We start from the raw sequence: 19294 nt of genomic DNA on the forward strand, positions 1-19294 counted from the left end.
TGTGGGGGTAGACCGCTAAAGTCATGCTTGATCGCGTTTGGACGCTGCGGAGGGTGACTTGTCCGATGACACTCGGGGGCACGACGGCTGGGCACCGCAGGGCATCGACCTGACGAAGGCCAGCGCGGCCCGCGTGTACGACTACCTGCTCGGCGGCAAGGACCACTTCGCCGTCGACCGCGCGGCCGGTGATCGCATCCGCGAGCGCATGCCCGGAGTACATCTCGGTGTCTCCGAACAGCGTGCGCTGCTGCGCCGCGTCGTGCGCTTCCTCGTCGGCGAGGTCGGCATCGACCAGCTCGTCGACATCGGCACCGGCCTGCCGACCGCCGACAACGTGCACCAGGTGGCCCAGGAGGTCGACGAGAACGCCAAGGTGGTCTACGTCGACAACGACCCCATCGTGCTCGTCCACGCCCGCGCCCTGCTGGCCAGGGACTCGGGCACGATCGTCATCGACGGCGACCTGAGGCGGCCCGAGGAACTGCTGGCCAACCCGGCGCTGGTCCACCACATCGACCTCGACCGGCCGGTCGGGCTCATCATGTGCGGGGTCCTGCATCACGTCGCCGACGTCGACGACCCGTGGACCAGTGCGGAGAAGCTGGTGTCGGCGCTCGCGCCGGGCAGCTACGTCTTCATCCACCACCTCGTCGACACCGGCGACGCCCAAGCGCACGCGCTCCAGGCCCTCAACCGGGGCAGGTACCGCAAGGTCGAGCAGATCCGCAGGTTCTTCGGCGACCTCGAACTCGTCGAGCCCGGCCTCGTGCCCGCCGCCGAGTGGCGTCCCGATCCCGATCTGGTGCCGCTCAACGACCATCCCGTGCTGCGGCTCGCGGTCGCGGGTGTGGGCCGCAAGCTGCGCTGAGCGACTCCCGCGCCAGGCGTCGGTGGAGGGTTGGTTTCGGATGGCCGAAGTCGATTGACAGCGGCTGCCGGAAATGATCTTATTGCCCGGCCTCCTGACCCCCAACGCTTGCGGGAGACCTCATGTCAAAGCGTAGAGGCTTCACCCTGGCCGCCACTGCGGCCCTTCTCCTCCTCACCGTGACGACGCCGAGCGCGTCGGCCGTCGCGATGCTGGGGCCGAACGACCCCGGGCCGGTCTACCAGACGGTGACCGGCCTGAGCGGCAAGCTCTCCCTGCAGACCAACGGCCGTCCCGACGGCCAGGACATGGTCTTCAGGATCTCCGGCTCGGTCTACGCCAACGTGCCGGGCAACAACCTGGCGCCGCACATCGTGCACGGCCAGAAGCTGTTCAACATCGAAGGCTTCAACATCCGGCGGCTGTACCGCGTGCCCAACACCACGCAGCTCTACCAGCTCTCGCGCGAGATCGTCTTCTATACCGACCCGGCCAACCCCACGCAGATCCTGCAGACGTGGTACAACCCGGTCAGCAGCACGACCTATCCCGTCGTCCCCATCAACAACGACGCGGTGAACTTCGGCCCGTTCAACGTCACCCCCGGCTTCGCCGGACCGCCGCTGCGCCAGATGCACGACGAGACGCAGTGGACCTCCGACATCCCGGTGCGCACCGACTACGGCGCCACGCTGAGCGAGACCTTCGGCCTGCGCAACGGCGTGTACGTGGCCCAGGAGATGTTCGACTTCTATGTCGACGACCGTGAGGTCGCCGCCCGTACGGTCACCGGCACGGTGCCGACCGGCGCGATGAAGACCAAGATCAGCTGGGCCAGGACCAGCCCGTGGACGCCGTTCATGTGCATGCCCGAGCAGGTCATCGGCGGACAGCTCACCTACCACGCCCGCGCGTGGATCCTCGACAGCTACAACGACGTCGAGCCCTGGCTGCGCACGGCCGTCAACACCAACTACCCGCTGTACCAGGCCTCGCCCACGGCCCCAGGCCCGAGCGAGAACTCCTGGACCTCCTTCTACAAGAAGCAGCTCAACAACGGCGCCACCACCTGGCCCAACTGGTGCACCGCCAACGGCAGCAGCTAGCCGTACACCCGGGCCCGGAAGTTCAGCAGGAGGCAACCGTGACAGACGTCAGGAATCCGCTCACCGGACAGGTCGAGCGTCAGCTCGCCCCGCCCTCGGCGGAGCGGCTCGCGGCCACGGCCGACGAGCTGCGCGCGCTCGCGCCCGCCTGGCGGAACGCCGATCGAGGCGCCGCCCTGTCACGGTTCGCCGCCGCGCTCGCCGACGACACCGCCCTGCTCGACGCCCTGGTGGCCGACACCGGCAGGCACGTCGAGTCGGCCATGGAACGCCAGATCGTCGCCGCCATGCTCCAGCGCTGGGTACGGCAGGCGCCGGACCTGCTGGTGGCGGCGCCGGACACGCAGGCCGCCATGCCGGGCGTGGTCGTGGGGGCCGAGCTCGTGCCCTACGACCTCGTCGGTGTGATCAGCCCGTGGAACTTCCCGCTGCTGCTCGGCCTGATCGACGCCGTGCCGGCGCTGGCGGCCGGATGCGCGGTGCTGGTCAAGCCGAGCGAGGTCACCCCTCGCTTCATCGAGCCGCTGATGCGGCTGGTGCCGCCGGAGGTGCCGCTGCGGGTGGTCGAGGGCGCGGGCGAGACGGGCGCGGCGCTCGTCGACCTGGTCGACGTCGTCGTCTTCACCGGCAGTGTGCCCACCGGCCGCAAGGTCGCCGAGGCCGCCGCGCGTGCCTTCGTCCCGGCCTTCCTCGAACTCGGCGGCAAGGACCCGGCGATCGTCCTGGCCGGGAGCGACCTGGAGCGCGCCTCGTCGGCCGTCCTGTGGGGCGGCACGGCCAACGCCGGGCAGTCCTGCCAGTCGATCGAACGCGTCTACGTCGAGGAAGCGGCGCACGAGGAGTTCCTCGCCCTGCTGACGGCCAAGGCGGCCAGGACCGGGCTCACGTGCGAGGGCGGCCCGATCGGCCCGCTCATCTCGGCGGGCCAGGCCGACCGCATCGCCGCCCATCTGGCCGACGCCGTCGAGCGCGGCGCCGTCGTGCACACGGGCGGCACGATCGAGACGCACGGCGGCGGGCTGTGGTGCCGTCCCACGGTGCTTTCGGCCGTCGACCACTCCATGGCCGTGATGACCGAGGAGACGTTCGGCCCGATCCTGCCCGTCATGCCGGTCGCGGGCGTCGAGGAGGCCGTACGCGCCGCCAACGACTCGGTGTACGGCCTGTCGGCCGCCGTGTTCGCCGCCGACGAGGCCACCGCGCGGGCCGTGGCGTCGCGGCTGCTGGTCGGCGCGGTCAGTGTGAACGACGCCTCCCTGACCGCGATGGTGCACGAGGGGGAGAAGAACTCCTTCGGCCTGTCCGGCCTCGGCGGCTCCCGCATGGGCCCCTCGTCGATCCGCAGGTTCCTGCGCCACCGCTCCCATCTGGTCAGCCGTTCCACCCGGCCGTCGCCGTGGTGGCACCCGCTGGGCTAGGAGGCGTCCGTCAGGCGATCCAGCCCGGGGTGCCGAAGTCGGCGCCGTCGGCGCCGGCCGCCCTGGCCCGGCCCTGGGCGGTGACGATGGCGCTGAACCCCTCGTCCGCGCCGGGCGTCACGCGGCGCGGCGTCCGGGGCGGCATCACCACGGTGTCGCCCTCCGCCACGGTGAAGCTCTCGTCGCCCAGGTCGATCGCCGCGCTCCCCCTGAGGAACGTCCACACCTGCTCGCTGTCGAAGTCGTGCAGCGGACCGGCGGCCTGCCCGGCCGCGGCGTCGACGCGCCACAGCGACTGGGTGGCGCCGCCCTGGGTGGGGGAGGCGAGCGTGGTCATGACGGCGGCGGGGGTGCTGGTCGTACGGTTGTCGGCGTTGCGCATGACAGTCATCCGGTCGATCTCCTAAACTGGTCAATGTGATTGTCTATATCGTCAACCAGGTTGTCCATCATGTCAAGTAGCCCCCAGGACCCGCCGGGCTTCGAGCTCCCGCTGCGCCTGTTCCTCGGCTTCCGCGTGCTCATCGACGACCTGCACGCCGAACTCGCCCGCCAGGGGCATCCCGACCTGCGTCCCATGCACGGCTTCGTCCTGCAAGCCGTCGGCCCGCACGGCACCACGGCCGTGGAGCTCGCCCGTACGATCGGCGTCTCCAAGCAGGCCGCGGGCAAGACCGTGGAGACGCTGGAGCGCCTCGGCTATCTCGCGCGCACTCCCGATCCGCACGACGCGCGCTCCAAGCGCATCCACCTGACCGGCAGGGGAGTCGACGCGCTGGCCCGATCGGCCCGTGTCTTCGACGACCTGCGCGCCTCCTGGGCCACGCGTCTCGGCGAGGCCAACCTCCGCCGGATGGAGTCGGACCTGCGCAAGGTGACTCCGCCCGACATCTTCCGGCTCGACGTGCCGGGCTGGTTCGGCGGGTCGATGTAGGGCGTGTGCGGAGGTGGGGTCAGTGCGCGGCGGGGCTCTTGATGCCGCGCACGAGGCGGCCCACCTCGGCGCGCAGGTGCACGAAGGCGGGCAGTTCGCGGGTGGCGATCTGGTCGCGCGGGGAGGGCAGGTCGACGGGGAGGTCGCCGATGACCGACGACGGCGACTTCGACAGCACCACCACGCGGTCGCCCACGTACACGCTCTCGTCGATGTCGTGGGTGATGAGGACGATCGTCATACCGTGCACCTCGCGGACCTTGAGCACCAGGTCCTCCAGGTCCTCCCGTGTCTGGGCGTCGACCGAGCCGAAGGGCTCGTCCATCAGCATCAGCCTGGGCCGGTAGGCGATGGCCCTGGCGATGGCGACGCGCTGCTGCATACCGCCCGACATCTCCCACGGGTACTTCTCACCCGCGTCGGCGAGTCCGACCTGCTCCAGCGCCTCCTGGGCCTGGCTGCGCCTGGCGGCCTTGTCCAGGCCCTTGCGGCGCAGGGGGAGGGCGACGTTGCTCGCGGCCGACATCCAGGGGAACAGCGAGCGGTTGTAGTCCTGGAAGACGACGGCGAGGTCGTCGGGCGTGCCCTGGACCTGGACGTCGTTGAGCCTGATGGTGCCGCCCGTGGGCTTGAGCAGCCCGGCGACCGACCTGAGCAGGGTGGACTTGCCGCAGCCCGACGGGCCGACGACGCAGACGATCTCCCCTTCGGCCACCCGCAGGTCGATGCCGCCGAGAATCTGCTTGGCGGCGGGGCCGGTGCCATAGGTGTGGGTGAGATTGCCGATCTCAAGCATGTCTGTCCCTATTCACAGTCGAAATAGCGATATATCCGGATTGGGGTGCTCGTTGACACTGGCGGGGCGGGAGTGATCTTATGGTCGGCGCTCGCTCTGCGTTCCCGGAGTTCCGTGCGCGCACCAAAGACGTCGTCCGGGTGGAAATAATGGCATATCGGGCACTTGCCCTCCAGGTGGAGACGCGTGCTGTGAACAGCGTCGCCGATCCGAGGGCCGAGATTCGGGCCGCGGTCGAACGCGTGAATGCGAAGATCGGCGGTGCTCGCGCCTGGATCGGTCCTGACCTGCGACTCGTCGTCCTGCCGGAATACGTTTTCACCGGATTCCCCTTCGGGGAGAGCATCGGAGAATGGCGGGACAAAGCCGCACTCGCCCCCGACGGCCCCGAGTACAAATCGCTCGGCGAGATCGCACGCGCTCACGGCGTCTTCCTCTGTGTGAACGCCTACGAGAGCGACGAGCACTTCCCCGACCTCTTCTTCCAGGCCTCGGTCGTGTTCGACCCCACCGGCGCCGTCGTGCTGCGCTACCGGCGGCTGCACTCGATGTACTCGCCCTCGCCCTACGACGTGTGGGAGCGCTACCTCGACGTCTACGGCATGGACGGCGTGCTGCCCGTCGCCAGGACCGAGATCGGCAATCTGGCGGTGATCGCGTCGGAGGAGATCCTCTATCCCGAGCTCGCCAGGTCGCTGGCCCTGCGTGGCGCCGAGGTGTTCCTGCACCCGACGTCGGAGGCCACCTCGCCGATGCTCACCGGAAAGGCGATCGCCCGCAGGGCCAGGGCGGTGGAGAACATCGCCTACGTCGTCTCGGCCAACAGCGGCGGCCTGCGCGGCATCTCCATCCCCTCCGACTCCACCAACGGCGGCTCCGAACTCCTCGACTACGAGGGCAGGCAGCTGGTCCAGGCGGCGGCGGGCGAGTCGGTCGTCGCCGCGGCCGAACTCGACATCGAGGCCCTGCGCCGCCAGCGCACCCGCCCCGGCATGGGCAACCTGCTGTCGCGGGTCAAGCCCGCGCTGTGGGCCCAGGAGTACGGCAGGCACGACGTCGAGCGCCCCAACGGCCTCGAACACGTCGTGCCGGACCGGGCCTGGTTCGCCCAGCGCCAGCGCGAGGCCATCGAACGGCTCTACGGAGCGCCCTGACGGCAGGCCCCGCGACAACGGCGGCCCCGCCGCGGAGCCGTGCACGGCTGTGCGCTCCACGACGGGGCCGCCCGGTCCTTGACGCGTCAGGTCGTCCTCCTGGCACCCCTGTGCCAGCTCAGCAGGTGCCGCTCGGCGGCCAGGAAGCCGGTGTTCAGCAGCACGCCCAGCACGCCCAGCAGGACGATGCCCGCCCACATGGCCGGGATGTCGAACGCGCTCTGCGCCTCCAGCATGCGGTGGCCGATGCCCTCGCTGCTGCCGTACAGCTCGGAGATCACCATCATGATCAGGGCGAGCGAGACGCTGAGGCGAAGGCCCGCGAAGATCTTCGGGGCGGCGGCGGGCAGGATGACGCGCAGCAGGCGCTGGGTCCGGCTGACCTTGAACACCTCGCCGGTCTCGATGTACTGGCGGTCGACGAAGCGGGAGCCGTCGATGGCGTTGATCAGGACGGGCCAGATCACCCCGTAGACGATCGAGGCGAGCTGCATCGGCGTACCGATCTTGAACAGCAGCAGGAACACGGGCAGCAGCGCCGAAGGCGGCACCGAGCGGCCGAAGTGCAGCAGCGGGTCGACGAAGGCGGTCAGCCGCTGCGAGCGGCCGAGCGCCACGCCGAGGCCGACGCCGATGACGGCGGCCATCGCCCAGCCCGCGGCCAGTCTGCCCAGGCTCGGGATCAGGTCGTCGACGGCCTCGTCGGTCAGGAAGACCTGCGACAGCGGCCCGGAGAACCACATCTCGTGCAGCCTGGCGACGATCGTGGTCGGCGGCGGGAAGTACACGGCCTGGATCGAGCGGGTGCTCAGCTCCCAGGCGACGGCGGCGACCGGCAGCAGCCAGTACCAGCCGAGGCGGCGCAGCACGTTCACGTGGTCTCTCCAGCCCTGGCCTGGTGCCAGCGGAACAGCCGCCGCTCACCGGCCGTGAACAGCGCGTTGGCCAGCAGCCCGATGACCCCGGCCCACACGGTGGCGCCGAGCATGCGGTCGATCCGGTTGGCGCTACCCGCCTGGACGAGGAAGTTGCCGATGCCGCCGTCCCCGCCCGCGACCAGCTCCACGCTGACCGCGACGATCAGCGTGACGCCGACCGCGATCCGCACGCCGGTGGCGATGAAGGGAGCCGCGCTCGGCAGCGAGACCCGCAGCACGACCGACAGCGGCCCGAAGCCGAAGCTGCGCAACGTCTGCTTGGCCACCGGGTCGACGTCGCTCAGGCCGTACATCGTGTTGATGAGCAGCGGCCACGAGCAGGTGTAGACGATCAGCGCGGTCTTGGCGTCGTGGCTCTCGGTCCACAGGAACATCGCCAGCGGGATCAGCGACACCGACGGGATCGGCCGCAGGAACTCCACCAGCGGCCTGACCGACCGCTCGACCACGGGCACGGTGCCCAGCACCAGCCCCACGGGCACGGCCACGGCCACGGCGATGACGAGCCCGGTGGCGCAGGCGGCGAGCGTGGCGCCGACGTGGGCGAGGAACTCGCTCTCCACCAGCAGCCCGGCCGCCGCGACCAGGACGGTCGAGGCGTAGGGCAGTACCTCGGGGTCGATGAACCCGAGCCTGCCCGCCGCCTCAACGAGCACGAGGGCTCCCAGAACACCCAGGAGCCCTCGCACGATGTTCTTCAGTGTCATCCGAGCTTTGCCGCGATCAGCGTGGAGACGTCCGGCTTGGTCTTGAGGTAGCCGTAGCCGGTGAGCATGTCGGCGAGCTTCTGGAAGCTGGCGACGTCGGGCTCGGCGGAGAAGACGCCGAGCTTCATGGCGGCCGCTGCCTCGGCCGGGATCTGGGTATAGGTCGGGATGACCTCGTCGATCGCCTTACGGTCGGTGCCGGCCAGGGCCTGGGCCTTGGCGAGCGCGCGCTTGAAGGCGGCGGCGGTGTTCGGGTTCTTGGTCAGCCACTCCTCCGACACGCCCCAGCCGTCGATCGGCAGTCCGGCGGTCGGGCCGCTCATCGTGTCGATGAGCACCCGGTGACCGGCCTGCTCGGCGGCGGCGAGGAAGGGCTGCACCAGCCAGGCGGCGTCGACCTTCTTGCTGGACAGGGCGCCGAGCTGGTCCTGGAACTGCACCGCGACGAAGCTGACGTCCTCGGGCTTGAGCCCGGCCTCCTGCAGGTGGGCGTTGGTGACGGTCTGGCCGAGCGCCTTGAGCACGTTGACCGCGACCGTCTTGCCCTTGAGGTCCTTGGCCTCCTTGATGGGGGAGTCCTTGGGCACCACGACACCGGCGATCCCGGGAGCCGCCTCCTGCACGTGCTGGAACAGCTTCAGCTTGGCGGCTCCGGAGTCGTTGATGGTCAGCAGCGAGACATAGCTGGTCAGGAAGGCGTCCATGCTGCCGTTGAGGATCTTCGGCATGACCGCCTGGGGGGCCTGGATGATCTCGGTCTTGACCGTCAGGCCCTCCTCCTTGAAGAACCCCTTCTTCTCGGCGATGAACAGCGGCGCCGAGGACGGCACCGGCACCACGCCGATCGTCAGGGTGGTCTTCTCCAGCGCTGCTCCGCCGCCGCTCTTGGCGGGTTCGGCGGACTTCGCCGCGTCGGTCGTCCCGCCGCAGGCCGCGAGGGCGAGGGCGAGGGCCGTCACGGCCACGCTGATACGTGCTGACTTCATGGGATCGGTGCTCCTACTGTCCGGGGCCGGTGAAGATCATCGATTGGACGTCGACTTTGCTCTTGAGGTAGCCGAGTTCCAGCAACAGGTCGGAGACCCGCTGGATTCTGGTCGCGTTGAGCGAGGTGGGGAAGGTCCCCATGGCCATGGTCATGACGGCCTCCTTGGGGATCTGGGTGAAGGTGGGGACGACCTCGGCCAGCGCGCTGCGGTCTTCCGCGATCTCGCGCTGAGCCTTCGAGACCGCGCGCTGGAAGGCGGCGGCGGTCTTCGGGTACTTGATCGTCCACTCTTCTGTGGAGCCCCAGCCGTCGATCGGCATCGACTCGGTCGGCCCCGTGTTCGTGTCGATCAGGAGCGTGGCGCCGCTCTGCTGAGCGGCCGACAGGAACGGTTCGACCAGCCATGCGGCGTCGACCTGGCCGGTCTTGAGCGCGCCGATCTGGGCCTGGAAGTCGATGGCGACGAAGTTGACGTCCTCCGGGACCATGCCGTTGACCTGGAGATGGGCGCTGACCTGCATGGTGCCGAGGTTGTTCAGCGAGTTCACGCCGATGTTCTTGCCCTTGAGGTCCTTGGGCGAACGGATCTTCGACCCCTTGGGCACGACCACGCCCGAGATGCCTCGCGCACCCGCCAGGGTGTCTCCGAGGATCTTGAACTTGCCCATCCCGCTGCCCTGCATGGTGCAGAAGGCGACGTAGCTGCCCTTGAAGATGTCGATGCTGCCGTTGAGGATCTTCGGCATCACCGCCTGGGGAGCCTGGATGACCTCGGTCTTCATCGTCAGGCCCTCGGCCTTGAAGTAGCCGCGCTTGTCGGCGAGGAAGACCGGCGCCGACGCGGCGATGGGCACGATGCCGATGGTGATCGTCGACTTTTCGAGTTTGGTCGGGTCACCCGTGGCGTTCTCCCCTTCGGGGCTCGAGCCGCTGCAGCCGGCGAGTGCCAGCGCTGTGACGAGGCCGATTATGGACACACGGGTGAAAGGCCCGAAAGTCATGAGACTCCTCGACAGGTGACGCGGGGGACCGCACCCGGTTAAGGGCCAACTCGCGATGAGGCTGATGCCGGGCGGACAGGCGAGGATCGTACAGGAGAAGGTTTGGTATTGCCATGAATTGCCCGAATTCATTAGCCCGGATTTTGGCCATCCGTCACGAGTGTCCGAATACCTACCCATATTGAGCGGTTGGGGCTGATGTGAAAAATGTGAAGGTCGCCCAATTTGGAACGATTGAAACAGATGAGACCTCTGTAATGTTGGCCTGACTCATCAGTATGTGCTCCAATTGCCTCTTGTCTCAGGGGCGTCCGTTCACCCCCTGTACCCCCGTGGATCCGCGAGAGGGATGCGAGTCACGTGAGGACAGGAACGACCGCGAACGACCGCGGCCCCCATCGGTCCGGGCTTTCGCCCGCTGCGGGAGGAGCAACTCCCGTGACAAGAAGGGCGACACGCGTGAAAGACGGCAGGTTTGCGCTGCGCAACTGGCGCGTGCGGTGGCGTCTCATCGCGCTCATTGCCGTTCCCACTGCGGTAGGTGTCTGGGTCGGCGCGCTGCAGATCGTGGACTCGGTCGCCCGCGCCAACGACTACCAGCGCATCCTGCAGAAGGCCGAGCTCAGCGACTCCGTCGCCGGCCTGGTGCACGAGCTCTCCCTTGAGCGCGACCGCGCGGTGTACTTCGTGGCCAGCGGACGCGGCAGCAGGGCGAAGGCCAGCCTGCAGGACCAGTTCAAGGTCGTCGACTCCGCCGCCGCCGCGGTCAAGGCGAAGGCCGCCCTCATCGACGTGGACCACGGCCCCGGCGCCTACGCCATCGTGCAGCAGATGACCGGCCGCCTGGCCGAGGTGCCCTTCGCCAGGAAGACCGTCGTGGAGTCGGAGCTGCCCGCGCTGCCGACCATGCAGAAGTACGTCCAGATCATCGACGTCTTCCAGAAGTTCCACGACGAGATCGGCCGCGGTGACACCGACGAGACGCTGATCGACAGCATCCGTGCGCTCGGCGCCCTGACCAGGGCCAAGGACCAGGTCTCCCGCCAGCGAGGACTGCTGTCCTCGGCGATCCTGAACGGCAGCTTCCAGGCCAACGAACGCACGACCTTCCTCGCGGCACGCGCCCAGCAGGAGAGCGAGGTCGTCGCGTTCAAGTCGCTGGCCTCCATCGACCAGCTCCAGACCTACGAGGACACCGTCACCGGCGCCAAGATCGACCGCGCCGAACTCTTCCGCCTGCGCGCCATGGCCCAGGCCGACGAGGGCGTCAAGCTGGACGTCGACCCCAGGAGCAGGCAGGACGCCGACCGCTGGTTCGAGGCCGTCAGCGGCACCGTCGACACCATGCGCGCGGTGGAGAAGCGCCTGTCGGACTCCATCAACGTCCAGGCGCGCTCGCTGCAGGACTCGGCCCAGAGCTCCGCGCTCATCGCCGGTGTCGCCAGCGCCCTGCTGCTGCTCCTCGTCCTGGCCGTCACCGCCCTCATGGCCCGCTCTCTCGTACGCCCCCTGCGCACGCTGCGCGCCGAGGCCCTGCAGATCGCCGGACAGGGCCTGCCCGAGACCGTGCGCCAGCTGCGCGAGTCCGGCGAGGAGGCGGTGCCCGACGTCGCCCCGATCGGCGTCGACTCCCAGGAGGAGATCGGCGAAGTCGCCCGCGCCTTCGACGAGGTGCACCGCGAAGCCGTACGGCTGGCCGGTGAGGAGTCCAGGCTCCGCAGCAACATCAACGCGATGTTCGTCAACCTCTCGCGCCGCAGCCAGACGCTCGTCGAGCGCCAGATCACCCTGATCGACGGCCTTGAGCAGGGCGAGCATGACGAGGGCAGACTCGCCAACCTCTTCAAGCTCGACCACCTCGCCACCCGCATGCGCCGCAACAGCGAGAACCTCCTGGTCCTCGCCGGGCAGGAGACGCCGCGCCGCTGGAGCCAGCCGGTGCAGCTCGTCGACGTCGCCCGCGCCTCGCTGTCGGAGGTCGAGAACTACGAGCGCGTCACGCTCCAGGTCTCGGCCGGTGTCGCCGTCGCCGGCCAGGCCGTCAACGACGTCATCCACCTGCTCGCCGAGCTGGTGGAGAACGCGCTGGCCTTCTCGCCCCGCGAGACCCGTGTCATCGTCGCCGCCAACCGCATCGACACCGGCGGCGTGATGATGTCGATCACCGACTCCGGCATCGGCATGACGCCCGAAGAGCTGGCGCAGGCCAACTCCAGGCTCACCGACATGCAGGCCGTCGACGTCTCCGTCTCGCGCCGCATGGGACTGTTCGTGGTCGCCAGGCTGTCGCAGCGCCACGAGATCCGGGTGCAGCTGCGCCCGCACGGCTCGGGCGGCCTGACCGCCATGGTGCTCCTGCCCGAATCGCTGGTCGGCGCCCAGTCGGCGATGTTCAGCGGGGTCGGCGGCCGGGCCACCGAGGCCACGACCGGCAACTGGAGCGACGGGCCCAGCGGCGCCTGGACCGACTCGCCGAGCGGGGCGTGGACCGACGCGCCCAGCGGCAACTGGGCCGGAGCGGGAGCCGGGGGCCCCAGCACCACCTGGCCGCCCTCCGCGGGCTGGCCGTCCGACCCGGGCACCGGCGGCTGGCCGTCGGACCCCGGCACGGGCTGGGGCAACACCGGACCGCGCGAGCCCGCCGCACCCAGCGCCTGGAACACCTCCGACTCCCAGCCGCCCGCCGCGTGGAACTCCAGCGACCAGCAGCCGGGCAGCTGGAGCAGCCTCGACCGCACCAGCGGCAACGCCTGGGGCGAGCCGCGCCCGCAGGGCGCGCCCTCGGCCTTCGGCGGACCGCCTCCGGCCGCGCCACCTCGCCAGGGCGGCGACGCCTGGTCGACCGGTGGGCGCCAGGGCGGCGGCGACGTCTGGCAGAGCGCCGACCAGGGCGGCAGGCAGGCCGACGCCTGGCAGGGCGACCCCTCCGACCGCGACCGCACCTGGAGCTTCGGCGACCGGGCGCTGTCGGGACCGCTCGGCGCGCCCGTCGCCCAGCGCAGGCCCGACTTCGACTTCCCCGAGACCGAGTCGGCCGCGACCGGCCCGATCCCCATCGTGAAGCCGGCCGGCGGCGACGAGTTCCTGCCGATCTTCGCATCGGTCGAGTCGGCCTGGTTCCAGCAGGGCGAAGGCGGCCAGGAGGCGCCCTCGTGGGGCAGCGCCGCCGCCGACGCGGGCTGGAGCGCGGCCGAGGTCGTACGGGAGCCGGTCAAGGAGGCGCCCACCGCCGCGGGCCTGCCCAAGCGCGTGCCCAAGGCGAACCTCATCCCCGGCTCCGCCGACGTCGCCGCCGCACCCAAGCTCGCGCCGATGCCGGAGGTCTCACCCGACAGGGTGCGCAGCAGGCTGTCCAGCTTCCAGCAGGGCCTCAGGTCCGCGCGGGACGACATCAACGAGGGCCGGGCGTTCCCCAGCGGCCCCAGGGAGGAGGGCGAATGAACGAGCTGAGCCACGCGGCCAGAGGCGTCGACTGGCTGATCACCGATTTCGTCAACACGGTCCCAGGCGTTGCCCACGCGGTCGTGGTGTCGTCGGACGGACTGCCGCTCGCGGCCTCGTCCGGCTTCCCCAGGGACCGGGCCGACCAGCTCGCGGCCATCGCCTCGGGGCTGATCAGCCTCACCCAGGGCGCGGCCAGGGTGTTCGAGGGCGGTGTCGTCAACCAGACCATCGTCGAGATGCAGCGCGGCCTGATGCTGATCATGTCGATCAGCGACGGCTCCTGCCTGGCCGTGCTCGCCTCGCCCGAGTGCGACATGGGATTGGTGGCCTACCAGATGACGCTCATGGTCGACCGGGCAGGACAGGTCCTCACACCCGCGGTGCGGGCCGAACTACGATCCAGCCAGTCCAGGTGATGTAAGTGACGGACCACTGGCAGCCCCATCAGCCGATGCAGCCCGAACCGGCATCGCCGGTCCGTCCCTACGCGGTGACGGGAGGCAGAACCGCGCCGCGCACGAACTACGCCATGGAAGCACTGGTCTCCTCGGCGACCTCGCAACACCATGACCTCTCCCTGCACACGCCGGAGTACCAGGCCATCAGCGCGCTGTGCCGGCAGATCAGATCGGTCGCGGAGATCTCGGCGCTGCTGCGCATCCCGCTCGGCGTGGTCAGAGTGCTGGTCGCGGACATGGCGGCCGAGGGCCTCGTCCGCGTGCACCAGCCACAGCTGGACGCCGGCAGACCGGACGTCAACCTGCTCGAAAGGGTGCTCAGTGGACTTCGCAGGCTCTAGCCGCGGGCTGACCTCGACGAAGATCGTCGTGGCGGGCGGCTTCGGGGTGGGTAAGACGACGTTCGTCGGTGCGGTGTCGGAGATCCTCCCGCTCACCACCGAGGCCGTCATGACCGACGCCTCGCGCGGCATCGACGACCTCGGCCTCACGCCGAACAAGACCACCACCACCGTGGCCATGGACTTCGGCCGCGTCTCCCTGGACCAGGAGCTGATCCTCTACCTGTTCGGCACCCCCGGCCAGCACAGGTTCTGGTTCATGTGGGACGACCTGGTACGAGGGGCCATCGGCGCCGTCGTGCTGGTCGACACCCGCAGGCTAGAGGACAGCTTCCCCGCGGTCGACTACTTCGAGGAGGCGCAGCTGCCCTTCGTCATCGGTCTCAACGGGTGGGACGGCTCCCACCCGCACGGCGACGACGAGGTACGCGAGGCGCTGACCCTCTCCCCGCAGGTTCCCATCGTGCGACTGGACGCGCGGTCGCGCGACTCGGTCAAGGGCACGCTGATCACGCTGGTGGAACACGCGCTCACGATTCGCATGGCCGTACCCGGTTGGGGCCGTTAGGTTTCGCGGGAGCGCTCACACGGTGGGCCTGACCGGGTCGTCAGGTCCGCCGGAGCGGTTAGGCTGAGTCGGAGACCACGCACATTCGCTTCGAGGGCTGGCCAATCACGTGTTCGAGACGCTTTCCGACCGGCTGACATCGGTCTTCTCCTCTCTCCGCGCCAAGGGACGCCTCTCCGAGGCCGACATCGACGCCACCTGCCGCGAGATCCGCATCGCGCTGCTGGAGGCCGATGTCGCGCTGCCCGTGGTGAAGGCGTTCGTCGCCCAGGTGAAAGAGCGCGCGCGGGGTTCGGAGGTCTCCCAGGCGCTCAATCCGGCGCAGCAGGTCGTCAAGATCGTCAATGACGAGCTCATCGAGATCCTCGGCGGCGAGACCCGCAGGCTCCGCTACGCCAAGAACCCGCCGACCGTCATCATGCTGGCCGGTCTGCAGGGTGCGGGCAAGACGACGCTCGCGGGCAAGCTGGCCAGGTGGCTGAGCGAGCAGGGCCACGTGCCGCTGCTGGTCGCGGCCGACCTGCAGCGTCCCAACGCCGTGCAGCAGCTGGCCGTCATGGCCGAGCGCGCCGGTGTGGCCGTCTTCGCGCCCGAGCCGGGCAACGGCGTCGGCGACCCGGTCGCGGTGGCCAGGCAGTCGATCGAGCAGGCCAAGCGGGCCCAGCACGACATCGTGATCATCGACACCGCCGGTCGCCTCGGCATCGACCAGGAGTTGATGAAGCAGGCCGCCGACATCCGCGACGCGGTCTCGCCAGACGAGATCCTGTTCGTCGTCGACGCCATGATCGGTCAGGACGCCGTGAGCACGGCCCAGGCGTTCATGGAGGGCGTCGGCTTCGACGGCGTCGTGCTCACCAAGCTCGACGGCGACGCCAGGGGTGGCGCCGCGCTGTCGGTGCGGCACATCACCGGCAAGCCGATCATGTTCGCCTCGACGGGTGAGAAGCTCGAGGACTTCGACGCCTTCCACCCCGACCGCATGGCCTCGCGCATCCTCGACATGGGTGACATCCTCACCCTGATCGAGCAGGCGCAGAAGACCTTCGACGAGGCCGAGGCCGCCAAGATGGCGGGCAAGCTGACCTCGGGCGAGGGCTTCACGCTCGACGACTTCCTCGAGCAGATGCAGATGGTCCAGAAGATGGGCCCGATCAAGAACCTGCTCGGCATGATGCCCGGCATGGGGCAGATGCGCGATCAGATCAACAACATCGACGACCGCGACCTGGACCGCGTCGCCGCGATCATCCGCTCGATGACGCCGGGCGAGCGCCAGGACCCCAAGATCATCCAGGGCACGCGCAGGGCGCGCATCGCCAAGGGCTCGGGCGTCACGGTCACCGAGGTCAACAACCTGGTCACCCGCTTCTTCGAGGCCCAGAAGATGATGAAGCGGATGGCGGGCGGCATGGGCATCCCCGGCATGCCGGGCGGGCGCGGCAAGGCCGCCAAGGCCGCGCAGAAGAAGAACAAGAAGGGCCGTCGCGTCAGCGGCGACCCGCGCAAGGCCGCGCTCGGCAAGCAGGCCCAGCCCCAGCCGGAGCAGCCCGCGTCCGGCGGCACGGGCGGCGGCGCGCTCGGCAATCTCGGCGGCAAGCTGCCGCCGGGCCTGCAGCTCCCGCCCGGCTTCGACCCGTCGAAGTTCAAGCTGCCGGGCCAGGACAAATAATCACGGTCGCGAGCGGGTGTGTCCTCCTCACCCTCTCGCGTCTGGCACAATGACATGTTGGAACATCGTGGCCATGCGGGTGCCCTCTCACCCCCGCCGGTCATGCCTGTCCCTCGAACGGCCTGCACGTCGTGCCCCACTCGATGAGTAGCCCGCTCACCCACGCACTAATGCAGGAGAGACCACTCAAGTGGCAGTCAAGATCAAGCTCAAGCGGCTCGGCATGATCCGCAACCCGCAGTACCGCATCGTCATCGCCGACAGCCGCACCAAGCGTGACGGCCGGGCGATCGAGGAGATCGGCCTGTACCACCCGAAGGAGTCGCCCTCGCGCATCGAGGTCAACGCCGAGCGGGCGGCCTACTGGCTGGGTGTCGGCGCGCAGCCGACCGAGCCCGTGCTCAAGCTCCTCAAGCTGACCGGCGACTGGCAGAAGTTCAAGGGCGAGGCCGCTCCGGCTCCTCTCCTCGTGGCCGAGCCCAAGGCCGACCGGCACGCGATCTACGAGGCCGCGGCCAAGGAGGCCCTGTCCGGTGGCGACACCGGCTCGACCGCCACCACGCCGAAGAAGGCCAAGAAGGCCGTCGCTGAGGCCCCGGCTGAGGCCGCCCCCGAGGCTGCCGCCGCCGAGGAGAAGACCGAGGGCGAGGCCTGACGTGCTCGAGGAGGCACTCGAGCACCTCGTTAAGGGCATCGTCGAACACGGTGACGATGTCCGGGTCCGTGCTCGCCGCATCCGCAGCGGGCGCGTGCTGGAGGTCCGGGTCCACCCCGAGGACCTCGGCAAGGTCATCGGCCGTGGCGGCCGGACGGCCAAAGCGCTTCGCACGGTCGTGAACGCGCTGTCCGATGGCAAATACGTCAGGGTCGACCTGCTCGACCTCAACGAAGCCGTCCGCTAGCCACACAGTCAAGAGTCGCCCTCATCGGTTCTCCGGTGGGGGCGCTCCTGCTTTTCTCCCAGCACTTTTCTCCCAGCACTTTTCTTCCAGTACATTTCGACAGCTCTCAGGACGTCTCAGGAAGGTAGGTTGCCGCCGTGCAGCTAGTCGTCGGCCGGATCGGCCGCCCGCACGGGGTGCGCGGTGAGGTCACCATCGAGGTCCGCACCGACGACCCCGAGCTGAGGTTCGCCGCCGGGAGCACGCTGGTCACCGACCCCGCCTCGCGCGGGCCGCTCGTCATCGAGAGCCGCCGCTGGCACCAGGAGGTGCTGCTGCTGCGCTTCGCCGGGGTCACCTCACGCGAAGGCGCCGAGGAACTGCGCAACACGATGCTGGTCATCGACTCCGCCGACGTCGCCGCGCCCGAGGACCCCGACGAGTTCAACGACCACCAGCTCATCGGGCTGCGCGTCGTCACCGTGGGGGGCGAGGACGTCGGCGAGGTGTCCGACGTGCTGCACCACGGCCAGGACCTGCTCGTCGTCAAGCGCGCCGCAGGGCTCGACGACGCCTACGTGCCGTTCGTCAAGGCGCTCGTGCCCGATGTCGACCTGGACAAGGGCATACTCGTCGTGGACGCGCCGCCCGGACTTCTGGACTCCTGATGCGCCTCGACATCGTCTCGCTCTTCCCCGAGTACTTCTCCCCGCTCGACGTCTCGCTCATCGGCAAGGCGCGGGCCAGGGGCACCCTCGACGTGCACGTGCACCAGTTGCGCGACTGGGCGCACGACGTGCACAAGAGCGTCGACGACACGCCGTACGGCGGCGGTCCCGGCATGGTGATGAAGCCGGAGGTGTGGGGCGAGGCCATCGACGAGATCGCCGGAGACGGCGCCCCGCGCCTGGTCGTGCCCACCCCGAGCGGTCGCCCCTTCACCCAGGAGCTGGCCCAGGAACTGGCGGGCGAGCCGTGGCTGCTGTTCGCCTGCGGCCGCTACGAGGGCATCGACTCCAGGGTCATGCAGGAGTACGGCTCCCGCCTGCGGGTCACCGAGGTCAGCATCGGCGACTACGTGCTCGCCGGGGGCGAGGTCGCGGTCCTGGTCATGGTCGAGGCCGTCGGCAGGCTGCTGCCCGGCGTGCTCGGCAACGCCCAGTCGGTGGCCGACGACTCCTTCGCGCCCGGCGCCATGCGCAACCTGCTGGAGGGCCCCGTCTACACCAAGCCGCCCGTATGGCGTGGCCACGAGGTGCCCGACGTGCTGCTGTCCGGCCATCACGGCAAGGTCGCCCGCTGGCGTCGCGACCAGGCCCTTCGCCGCACGGTGGGCAACCGGCCGGACCTGGCGGCGGGGCTGGACCCGGCCTCGCTCGACAAGCACGACCGCAAGCTGCTCGATGAGCTGTCGTTTCGCTTGTCGCCGGAAGATGTGGCAAACTGAATCGCTGCCGACCGTCCTTCGGTCCGGCAGGCATGCCCGAGAAAGCCCAGCGGGCGTCATTCGAATCCAGCAGGCGTGTCCCCCTCGTCGCGGTGTCCCGGTCCGGGGCACGGCCGGGTGGACCTCCGCGTGCTCGCGAAACCTGAGGAACTAGCTGTCATGCACACGAAGATCCAGGAGCTTGAGAAGGCCACCCTGCGCAGCGACGTCCCGGACTTCCGTCCCGGTGACACGCTCGAGGTTCACGTCAAGGTCGTCGAAGGCAACCGGTCCCGCGTCCAGGTCTTCAAGGGCTTCGTGCTCCGCCGCCAGGGCAGTGGCGCCCGCGAGACCTTCACGGTCCGCAAGGTGAGCTACTCCGTCGGCGTCGAGCGCACCTTCCCGGTGCACAGCCCGGTCATCGAGAAGATCGTTCTCGTGACCCGCGGCGACGTGCGCCGTGCGAAGCTCTACTACATGCGCGACCTGCGCGGCAAGGCCGCCCGCATCCGCGAGAAGCGCGACGCCCTTCCGGCGAAGTAAACGCACTCCCGCTTTCCGAACGGCCCGTACTCCCGTTGAATGGGGGAG

At 69.4% G+C, this 19294-nt stretch carries 21 protein-coding genes; 15 read left to right on the forward strand and 6 right to left on the reverse strand.

The features are described from left to right. The first annotated feature begins 58 nt into the window (after window positions 1-58). The 3 genes from ACTWNK_RS10770 (at window position 59) to ACTWNK_RS10780 (ending at window position 3395) form a co-directional block, all read left to right on the forward strand. On the forward strand, window positions 59-871 hold the full coding sequence (locus tag ACTWNK_RS10770; protein ID WP_474303744.1) for an SAM-dependent methyltransferase: 813 nt from the start codon (window positions 59-61) through the stop codon (window positions 869-871). Between the two features lie 122 nt (window positions 872-993). After that, window positions 994-1977, forward strand: a complete 984-nt coding sequence (locus ACTWNK_RS10775) for a DUF1838 family protein (RefSeq protein ID WP_474303745.1) — start codon at window positions 994-996, stop codon at window positions 1975-1977. A gap of 38 nt (window positions 1978-2015) precedes the next feature. Further along, on the forward strand, window positions 2016-3395 hold the full coding sequence (locus tag ACTWNK_RS10780; protein ID WP_474303746.1) for an aldehyde dehydrogenase family protein: 1380 nt from the start codon (window positions 2016-2018) through the stop codon (window positions 3393-3395). A 10-nt stretch (window positions 3396-3405) separates the two neighbouring features. Here the strand turns inward: ACTWNK_RS10780 and ACTWNK_RS10785 are convergent, their stop codons facing one another. Continuing rightward, window positions 3406-3786, reverse strand: coding sequence for a cupin domain-containing protein (locus ACTWNK_RS10785; protein ID WP_474303747.1), 381 nt, complete (start codon window positions 3784-3786; stop codon window positions 3406-3408). 60 nt (window positions 3787-3846) lie between these two features. Here ACTWNK_RS10785 and ACTWNK_RS10790 point away from each other — a divergent pair, with 60 nt between their 5' ends. Continuing rightward, window positions 3847-4329, forward strand: a complete 483-nt coding sequence (locus tag ACTWNK_RS10790) for a MarR family winged helix-turn-helix transcriptional regulator (RefSeq protein WP_474303748.1) — start codon at window positions 3847-3849, stop codon at window positions 4327-4329. Between the two features lie 19 nt (window positions 4330-4348). Here the strand turns inward: ACTWNK_RS10790 and ACTWNK_RS10795 are convergent, their stop codons facing one another. Then, window positions 4349-5125 (reverse strand): ABC transporter ATP-binding protein, encoded by a 777-nt coding sequence (locus ACTWNK_RS10795; RefSeq protein WP_474303749.1) that lies wholly within the window; start codon window positions 5123-5125, stop codon window positions 4349-4351. A gap of 191 nt (window positions 5126-5316) precedes the next feature. On the opposite strand from ACTWNK_RS10795, the gene ACTWNK_RS10800 reads away from it, so the two are divergent. Then, on the forward strand, window positions 5317-6279 hold the full coding sequence (locus ACTWNK_RS10800) for a nitrilase-related carbon-nitrogen hydrolase (RefSeq protein ID WP_474303750.1): 963 nt from the start codon (window positions 5317-5319) through the stop codon (window positions 6277-6279). An 86-nt stretch (window positions 6280-6365) separates the two neighbouring features. Here ACTWNK_RS10800 and ACTWNK_RS10805 read toward each other — a convergent pair whose 3' ends face one another. The 4 genes from ACTWNK_RS10805 to ACTWNK_RS10820 are packed head-to-tail and all read right to left on the reverse strand — an operon-like array spanning window position 6366 to window position 10045. Further along, window positions 6366-7154, reverse strand: coding sequence for an ABC transporter permease (locus tag ACTWNK_RS10805; RefSeq protein ID WP_474303751.1), 789 nt, complete (start codon window positions 7152-7154; stop codon window positions 6366-6368). Further along, complete coding sequence (locus ACTWNK_RS10810; protein ID WP_474303752.1) at window positions 7151-7873, reverse strand: ABC transporter permease; 723 nt, start codon at window positions 7871-7873, stop codon at window positions 7151-7153. The genes ACTWNK_RS10805 and ACTWNK_RS10810 overlap by 4 nt, the downstream gene beginning before the upstream one ends. A gap of 47 nt (window positions 7874-7920) precedes the next feature. Next, on the reverse strand, window positions 7921-8910 hold the full coding sequence (locus tag ACTWNK_RS10815; RefSeq protein WP_474303753.1) for an ABC transporter substrate-binding protein: 990 nt from the start codon (window positions 8908-8910) through the stop codon (window positions 7921-7923). Between the two features lie 13 nt (window positions 8911-8923). Then, window positions 8924-10045 carry an ABC transporter substrate-binding protein gene (locus tag ACTWNK_RS10820; protein ID WP_474303754.1) on the reverse strand — a complete coding sequence of 374 codons (1122 nt, stop codon included), beginning with the start codon at window positions 10043-10045 and terminating at the stop codon, window positions 8924-8926. A 327-nt stretch (window positions 10046-10372) separates the two neighbouring features. Here ACTWNK_RS10820 and ACTWNK_RS10825 point away from each other — a divergent pair, with 327 nt between their 5' ends. From ACTWNK_RS10825 to rplS, 10 genes are all read left to right on the forward strand, one after another. Further along, window positions 10373-13354: a sensor histidine kinase gene (locus ACTWNK_RS10825; protein ID WP_474303755.1), complete on the forward strand. Its 2982-nt coding sequence runs from the start codon at window positions 10373-10375 to the stop codon at window positions 13352-13354. Next, on the forward strand, window positions 13351-13773 hold the full coding sequence (locus ACTWNK_RS10830; protein ID WP_474303756.1) for a roadblock/LC7 domain-containing protein: 423 nt from the start codon (window positions 13351-13353) through the stop codon (window positions 13771-13773). Before ACTWNK_RS10825 ends, ACTWNK_RS10830 begins: the two co-directional genes overlap by 4 nt. A gap of 35 nt (window positions 13774-13808) precedes the next feature. After that, on the forward strand, window positions 13809-14156 hold the full coding sequence (locus ACTWNK_RS10835) for a DUF742 domain-containing protein (RefSeq protein ID WP_474310886.1): 348 nt from the start codon (window positions 13809-13811) through the stop codon (window positions 14154-14156). Between the two features lie 7 nt (window positions 14157-14163). Further along, window positions 14164-14724, forward strand: a complete 561-nt coding sequence (locus tag ACTWNK_RS10840; protein WP_474310888.1) for a GTP-binding protein — start codon at window positions 14164-14166, stop codon at window positions 14722-14724. Window positions 14725-14833: 109 nt separating this feature from the next. Further along, the gene (ffh, locus tag ACTWNK_RS10845; protein ID WP_474303757.1) at window positions 14834-16396 is read left to right on the forward strand and encodes a signal recognition particle protein; all 1563 of its coding nucleotides are present in this window, start codon (window positions 14834-14836) and stop codon (window positions 16394-16396) included. 190 nt (window positions 16397-16586) lie between these two features. Next, entirely contained in the window at window positions 16587-17051 is a 465-nt protein-coding gene (gene rpsP, locus ACTWNK_RS10850; RefSeq protein WP_474303758.1) for a 30S ribosomal protein S16, read from the forward strand. Between the two features lies 1 nt (window position 17052). Then, window positions 17053-17298, forward strand: coding sequence for an RNA-binding protein (locus ACTWNK_RS10855; RefSeq protein ID WP_474303759.1), 246 nt, complete (start codon window positions 17053-17055; stop codon window positions 17296-17298). 137 nt (window positions 17299-17435) lie between these two features. Then, on the forward strand, window positions 17436-17945 hold the full coding sequence (gene rimM / locus ACTWNK_RS10860; RefSeq protein WP_474303760.1) for a ribosome maturation factor RimM: 510 nt from the start codon (window positions 17436-17438) through the stop codon (window positions 17943-17945). Continuing rightward, window positions 17945-18724, forward strand: coding sequence for a tRNA (guanosine(37)-N1)-methyltransferase TrmD (gene trmD / locus ACTWNK_RS10865; protein ID WP_474303761.1), 780 nt, complete (start codon window positions 17945-17947; stop codon window positions 18722-18724). Before rimM ends, trmD begins: the two co-directional genes overlap by 1 nt. 159 nt (window positions 18725-18883) lie before the next feature. Beyond that, entirely contained in the window at window positions 18884-19246 is a 363-nt protein-coding gene (gene rplS, locus ACTWNK_RS10870) for a 50S ribosomal protein L19 (RefSeq protein WP_474303762.1), read from the forward strand. Window positions 19247-19294: the final 48 nt, after the last annotated feature.

The organism is Nonomuraea sp. IBHARD001 (assembly GCF_056106265.1).

What these genes read in the sequence shown, in the direction of transcription:
- ACTWNK_RS10795 (WP_474303749.1), bottom strand. Translation starts at nt 5,125, where the DNA reads ATGCTTGAGATCGGCAATCTCACCCACACCTATGGCACCGGCCCCGCC.
- rplS (WP_474303762.1), top strand. Translation starts at nt 18,884, where the DNA reads ATGCACACGAAGATCCAGGAGCTTGAGAAGGCCACCCTGCGCAGCGAC.
- ACTWNK_RS10775 (WP_474303745.1), top strand. Translation starts at nt 994, where the DNA reads ATGTCAAAGCGTAGAGGCTTCACCCTGGCCGCCACTGCGGCCCTTCTC.
- ACTWNK_RS10820 (WP_474303754.1), bottom strand. Translation starts at nt 10,045, where the DNA reads ATGAATTCGGGCAATTCATGGCAATACCAAACCTTCTCCTGTACGATC.
- ACTWNK_RS10785 (WP_474303747.1), bottom strand. Translation starts at nt 3,786, where the DNA reads ATGACTGTCATGCGCAACGCCGACAACCGTACGACCAGCACCCCCGCC.
- ACTWNK_RS10815 (WP_474303753.1), bottom strand. Translation starts at nt 8,910, where the DNA reads ATGAAGTCAGCACGTATCAGCGTGGCCGTGACGGCCCTCGCCCTCGCC.
- trmD (WP_474303761.1), top strand. Translation starts at nt 17,945, where the DNA reads ATGCGCCTCGACATCGTCTCGCTCTTCCCCGAGTACTTCTCCCCGCTC.
- ACTWNK_RS10790 (WP_474303748.1), top strand. Translation starts at nt 3,847, where the DNA reads ATGTCAAGTAGCCCCCAGGACCCGCCGGGCTTCGAGCTCCCGCTGCGC.
- ACTWNK_RS10830 (WP_474303756.1), top strand. Translation starts at nt 13,351, where the DNA reads ATGAACGAGCTGAGCCACGCGGCCAGAGGCGTCGACTGGCTGATCACC.
- ACTWNK_RS10835 (WP_474310886.1), top strand. Translation starts at nt 13,809, where the DNA reads ATGCAGCCCGAACCGGCATCGCCGGTCCGTCCCTACGCGGTGACGGGA.